The following is a 6,199-nucleotide window of genomic DNA, read 5'->3' on the forward strand; positions in this document are numbered from 1 at the left end:
CATGCGATTCAGGCGATCCGCCCCGGTGATGACGATCGGGGTCTTCTCCACGACGGTGCCCAGAGCGCCGCGTGACGCTACGAGTCCCTCGCTCTTCAGCAGGGCTAGGGCTCGACTCACAGTTTTCGACGCGACGCCGAACTGCTCGCGAATCGCGGCGACCGAGGGCAGCGAATCGCCTGGAGCGAGTTCCCCGCCCTTGATCAACGTGCGGAAGTGCGCCGCCACATCGGCGTAACCCCGCCCCTCCGGTGCCTTGTATGCCACGGCATATCTCCCTGTTTGTCGGCTGCTGGGTCTCTCTGAAGGTACATCAATAACCGCTGAAGGTACATCCTTGCGGCATCTTCGCGCTTCATGTACCTTCATGGCGTTCGCAAGGTACTTCGAGTACGTATCGAGCGGCAGTTTCGTACCTTCACGCGTTGCAGTGGGGCTACGAAAACGCGGCGCGACCCCAGGGAGGCACCCCTGGGGTCGCTGCCGGAATCCGCCCTGGTGAGAGGGAGATCCGACATGACGATCGTGGCAGAGCGGCCGGTCAGGGCACACGTGACGGAGCGGCGGAGGACGCCGTCGTACATCGAGCCGGAGCGGGTGGACCTGCGGACGGCGGAGGACCGGCCGCTGTCGCCGGTGCAGGCGGAGCGGGTGGCTCGGCTGATGGAGGAGCACGGGGACCACCTGGTGCGCTACGTCCAGGCGCGGTTGGGCGGGTGGGCGTACTGGGCTCAGGCCGAGGACGTGGCTCAGGACGTGTGGCTGGCGGTGATGCGGGGGCGGGTGCCGCAGCTCCTGGAGGAGACGCCGGATCTGCCGTGGCCGCGTCTGGCGGCGACGGCGAAGTGGGTGCTGCTGGAGTCCACCACGACGAAGCGGCGCCGGGAGTGGCTGGTACGTGTACCGGAGGGGGACGACCGGTCGGCCGATGAGGTGCTGGAGGCGCTGGCGGGGCCGGGGCCGGACGGCACGGTGTGTGCGGTGGAGGAGCTGCTGGAGGCGGAGACCGGGACGGCTCCGGGCGGGTGGGCTCCGGCCTGCTACGCGGAGCGGATCGCGGCTCTGCCCCCGCGCCAGCGCGAGGCGCTGGAGCTGCGGTGTGTGGAAGGGCTGACCACCCCGGCGATGGCTGCCCGCATGGGCGTGACCAGGCAGAGCGCGGAGGCGGCCCTGCGTAAGGCGCTGACGACGCTGGGCGGTTCGGGCCGGATGCCGGGGGCGCGGACTCGGGGCGCCGGCCAGCCCCTCCCGGCCGGGTGGGAGCAGGTCATCGAGCGCCTGCCGTCCGAGAGGCAGCGCGACGTCGTCCGGCTCCGTGCGGCCGGGCGGTCCTTCCCCGAGCTGGCGGAGCAGTTGGGCATCCATCGCGGCTGGGCGCACGACCTGTACACCCGTGCGGTGCGCTCGCTGCGGGAGATGGTGGCTGACCACCGCCTCGACCCCGTACAGGCCGCGCCCGCGAAGCCGCGGCGTCCGCGCCCCGCCGACCGTTCGTGCACCGGCTGCGGGACCGGCTGCGCCCTGCGCCGTGGTGTGGAGGTGACGGCCTGATGACGCGCCAGATCCAGATCGACCGTGACCTGCTCGGCTGGCTTGCGATGGGCGCCAGCGTGGTCGTCGCCGCACAGGGCGAGTGGTCCCTCGCGGTGGCCTGCCACTTCGGCCCCTGGGTGGCGGCGGCGCTGCCCGTGGCGATCGACGCGTACGCGATCCGCGCCATGCAGACCGGCCGGGAGGTGCTGCCCGCCGTGCTGCTGATGATCGCCACGAACGCGGGTGCGCACCTCCACCGTGGGGCGGTACTCCCGGTGTCCCCCTGGCTCGTGGTGGCCGTGTCCGCGATCGCCCCCGTCGTCCTGTGGCGGGTGCACGCCCTACGCCATCCGGCCCGGCGGGGGACACCCGCTGTCCCGCAGGGGGACACCCCAGCGGCCGGGCCTGTCCCCCCGGCGGCCCCCGTCCCCGCGATCGACTCCACGCCTACATCCGGTTTTCCGGCGGCCGTTCCCCAGGGGAACACCCCGGCGGCCGAGGGGGACACCGTGCCGTCCCCTGCCGTCGTGGAGGTGTCCCCCTCCCCCGCCCCGGAGGCCCCGCCGGCGCCTGCGTCTGCGCTGGTCATCTGCGGGGGACACCTGGGGATCCCCGATGTCCCCCCGCGTCCCCGGCTCGGCGCCGACGCCGCCCGCGCCGCGATCGAGCAGGCGTGGCGCGAGGGCCTGTCGATCCGCGCGGCGGCGCGACGGGCCACCCGCTCCACCACCCAGGTACAGCGGGTGTACGCGGAGCTGGACGCGACCCGTCCCATCGAGGGCCAGACCGCCATCGACGTGACGGCCGCAGACGCCGCCTGAACACGACTCAGCCCCGCCGGGACACCCGGCGGGGCTGTCTTCGGCCCGTCAGACCACACCCGTCCCACAGCCCTTCGGGAGTGGCAGAGGGAGCGGTCGGCCCAACTGATGCTTGGATCGCTGGCAGCACAAAGCGAAGCGGCCCGGGCTTAGGCCCCCGGACCGCTTCTGAAGTCCAGCCCATCGGTTCGCAGCCAACTGACAGGACTTATGACCAGAGTACGAGAGATCACGTCCGCTGTTCCAGAGGCGGCGGCCGCCACGCCCGCAGTTGCGCCGCTAACCCCCCGGCGTGAGCGAAGTGCGGCCATGACGACCACCCATGGCCCCCGCTGCCACTGCGGAACGGCGATTGCCCACACACCGGGTAAACGACCCAAAATCTACTGCTCGGAGGCGTGCCGGTCGGCGGCTCGCCGGGCCATCGCGCGCTCGATGCGGGATGCGGCCGACGGCGTCCGACCGGCAAAACCGGTCGCCCTTGGGAAAGAAACAACAGAGTTTCCCGCACCCCTCCGACCTGCGGAAACGCGGCGGGGTGCAACCCCGGACGCGGGCGGGAAGCCGGTCGGCCGCGACCAGGCGGCGCGGTCCCGGAAGGCGGGCCGGTACGCCCGGCGCCGGACCCTGTGGCAGGTGACCGGCGACGCCGCGTGCAAGGGCTGCGGCCGGTCGCTTATGGACCCTGCGTCCGGCGTGATCGTCGCGCAGACCGCTGCGGGGACGGCCGTGGTCCTCGGCCTCATGCGGTGCGGGCGGATCTGGCTCTGCCCGGTCTGCGCCGCGACCATCCGGCACAGGCGGGCCGAGGAGATCACCACGGCGGTGGTCGAGTGGATCCGTCAGGGCGGGACCGCCTACCTCGTCACCTTCACGGCCCGGCACGGTCACACGGACCGGCTCGCGGACCTCATGGACGCCCTCCAGGGCACCCGGAAGACCGCCGACTCTCCCCGGCGGCCGGGCGCCTACCAGCGGCTCATTACGGGCGGCACGTGGGCCGGACGCAGGGCCACGGACGGCCGCGGGCACGCCGACCGCGACGGCATCCGGGACCGGATCGGGTACGTCGGCATGATCCGCGCCACCGAGGTGACGGTCGGCCAGGCCAACGGCTGGCACCCGCACATCCACGCGATCGCGCTCGTCGGCGGCCGGACTGAGGGCGAACGGGCGGACAAGCGGGTGGTCGGCACCTTCACCCCCGGAGACGCGGCCCTGGCCGAGTGGGAGAGCCACTGGCGGGCCGTGTGGACCCGGACCCTGCGCGCGGTGAACCCGGCCTACACGCCCGACGACCGCCACGGCGTCGACTTCAAGAGGCTGGAGACCGAGCGGGACGCCAACGACCTTGCCGAGTACATCGCCAAGACGCAGGACGGGAGGAGCCCAGCGTTGGAGCTGGCCCGCGCCGACCTGAAGACGGCGGCCGGCGGGAACCTCGCGCCGTTCGAACTCCTCGGCCGCATCGGAGACCTGACCGGCGGAGTTCCGGAGGACGAGGCCCAGGGGCAGGGCTCGCTGGAGTGGTGCCTCGCCCGCTGGCACGAGTACGAGCGGGCCACCAAGGGGCGCCGGGCCATCGAGTGGACCCGCTACCTGCGCGCGCTCCTCGGCATCGAGGGCGGCGACACCGAGGACGACGACCTGGACCTGCTCCTGGGCGCCGACGCCGAGGGCGGCGAACTCCGTGCGGGAGTCGCGGTCACGGAGGAAGGCTGGACGGCGGTCACCCGTCGCGCCCTCGACCTCGCGGCGACGGAGGCCGCCGAGGGCACCGACGGCAACACCGACCCGGCCGCCGTGGGCGAACGCGTCCGCGAGGTCCTGGCCCTGGCCGACGCCGCCGACACCGTGGCCGTCCTCACCGCCGGGGAAGTCGCCGAGGCGTACGCGGAGATGCTCGCCGCGCTCGCCCTGCGCCGTGAGGAGGCGATCGCCCGGCGCCGCCGGGAGGCGGAGGACCACGACCAGGACGACGACGCCGACGCCGACGCCGCCCAGGAGCGGGCCCGCCGACACCTCGCCCGGCGAACTGGGCCCACTTCGCACTAACTCGCTCCGCCGTCACGACTCCCGGAGGCGAAGTGGCCGGCGGGCGGGGGGGACCGGTTCCTCCGTCGCTCGCGCGCGGGGGTCGTCCTGCTCCTGGTCCTGGTGCTCGTTGCTGACGATCCGCTCGACGGGCAGCAGTCCGCGGGCGCGGAGGTCGGCGGCATCGGGCAGGTGGATGCCCTGCAGTTCGGTGTGGAGATCGGCCTCGCTGGCGCTGATGCGCCGCGTGCCGTCGGGGCCGGTGCCGAGTGGGCGTCGCATGCTCATGACGGGAGTCTGCTCTCGATCCGCAGCAGTCGCACGGGCGGGCCGGAGGTCGGGAAGTAATCCCAGGATTACTTCGCCGGGTGCTGGCGGCCGGGTTGGCGGCCGGGCCGGAGCGGGGCGGAGACAGGAGCGGCGGCCGGGCCGCCGAGCGGGCCGCCCGGCCCGCTCGCGGGCCGTCTTGATCGAGTAGAGAAACTTGTAACACGCCTTCCTCGAGGCAGGTCTATGCCGAGGCGTCTCGCGGAACCGCCGGCCGTTTCCCGGGATCGCGCGACCGCCTGCGGCGGCTGCGTCACCCGGCGGTGCCGTACCCCGCTCCGGGCTGGCACCGGACGGCACTCCTCGCGTGCACGCGTGTGCACGTGCACCTGTGCACGCCAAACGCGCGCGACCCCCGAACTCGACACGCTCGTGCGCCACGACGATGCCCGCGCCGACGCGGAGCGACCACACCGGCAGATCCGGATCGCGGCAGCAGCTGCTCCCCGGCGACCACGACCAGGAGCACGATCCGCTCACGGCCCGCGGCTGCGACGGCGGCGGTACGGCGGCCCGCCCATCCGGCCGGCGCACCCGGCGACCGGACCCGAGCCGACCACCCCTCCCCTCCCCGCTGGCCGTTGGACAGGACCGTCGACCCGCTGCAGTCGGCGACGGCGGCGCCACGTAAACCGCCCAGCGATGCCGCCCCCGGTGACGGTCGGTGATTACTTACTCCTTACCGACGGCCCTCACGCGCGCTTCACGCGCGCGCGTTGGGGCCCCCGACTCCCGTGTCCTGGGCCGGTAATGAGGAAGTGAGTAACCACCCTCTGTGACCGCGCTGGAGGCGCTGTGCGCCCGTCTCCGGGCCTCGGAGGGTGGGGGCGGGCCGATGAGTCGTCCGGGGGTCTGGGAGGCGCTCTGGGGGGCCTCCAACGCGCAGACGCCCAGGCGCCTAGGCGCCCATACGCGTGTGCGTGCGTGGCACGCGCGGCACGCGTCACGCGCGGCACGCGGTGGGGCAACAAAAAGCCCCCGCCCGGAGTCGGACGGGGGCTTTGGATGGATCACTCGCCGAGTGGGACCTTGGAGCCGGGTGCGTAGATGTCCTCCCAGTACCCGAGCGCCTGATGGTCGTCGTGGAAGGTCACCGTGGTGACCAGGACCGCCACCGCAGAGTGCGGGGGCGCGTCGATCTCCAGCGCTTCGAGCTCTTCCGGCGTCGCCTGCCGCGCCTGGGCGGTGCGCTGGCCCTTGATGACCGCGTGGCCGGTCCGTTCGGTGTAGAGCTGGTCGAACTGTGTTGTCATCCGAGCGTCTTCGGTGAGTTCGGGGACCGTGGCAGTCGTGTGGGGCGGATAGACCGAGATCCCCATCGACGTCGGCTTGTCGTCCTGGCGGAACACGCGGATTCGGATCAGCGCTTCGTCTCCGGGCTCCAGGTCAAGTGCCGTGCAGATCTCGGGATCGTAGACGGACCTGCGGAGAACGCGGTGACCCGAAGACGTCTCTCCCGGTGCGTACCGCCGGCCGTTCTTCGC

The 6,199-nt window shown here is 72.8% G+C and carries 6 protein-coding genes; 3 read left to right on the forward strand and 3 right to left on the reverse strand.

The genetic code is table 11. From position 1 onward, the window contains the following. Window positions 1-267: winged helix-turn-helix domain-containing protein (locus ACSURM_RS39490; protein ID WP_436961547.1), on the reverse strand; the 267-nt coding region annotated here is incomplete at its 3' end. A gap of 249 nt (window positions 268-516) precedes the next feature. Here ACSURM_RS39490 and ACSURM_RS39495 point away from each other — a divergent pair. The 3 genes from ACSURM_RS39495 (at window position 517) to ACSURM_RS39505 (ending at window position 4,409) form a co-directional block, all read left to right on the forward strand. Next, on the forward strand, window positions 517-1,551 hold the full coding sequence (locus ACSURM_RS39495) for a sigma factor-like helix-turn-helix DNA-binding protein (RefSeq protein WP_436961549.1): 1,035 nt from the start codon (window positions 517-519) through the stop codon (window positions 1,549-1,551). Next, entirely contained in the window at window positions 1,551-2,354 is an 804-nt protein-coding gene (locus ACSURM_RS39500; RefSeq protein WP_436961551.1) for a hypothetical protein, read from the forward strand. Before ACSURM_RS39495 ends, ACSURM_RS39500 begins: the two co-directional genes overlap by 1 nt. A gap of 678 nt (window positions 2,355-3,032) precedes the next feature. Continuing rightward, entirely contained in the window at window positions 3,033-4,409 is a 1,377-nt protein-coding gene (locus ACSURM_RS39505; RefSeq protein ID WP_436961557.1) for a hypothetical protein, read from the forward strand. Window positions 4,410-4,421: 12 nt separating this feature from the next. Here ACSURM_RS39505 and ACSURM_RS39510 read toward each other — a convergent pair whose 3' ends face one another. Continuing rightward, window positions 4,422-4,676, reverse strand: a complete 255-nt coding sequence (locus ACSURM_RS39510; protein ID WP_436961553.1) for a hypothetical protein — start codon at window positions 4,674-4,676, stop codon at window positions 4,422-4,424. Between the two features lie 1,049 nt (window positions 4,677-5,725). Next, window positions 5,726-6,199: UTRA domain-containing protein (locus tag ACSURM_RS39515; RefSeq protein ID WP_436961555.1), on the reverse strand; the 474-nt coding region annotated here is incomplete at its 5' end.

Origin of the sequence: Streptomyces sp. SudanB182_2057 (assembly GCF_964272715.1) — a bacterium.
GTDB classification, from domain to species: domain Bacteria; phylum Actinomycetota; class Actinomycetes; order Streptomycetales; family Streptomycetaceae; genus Streptomyces; species Streptomyces rubradiris.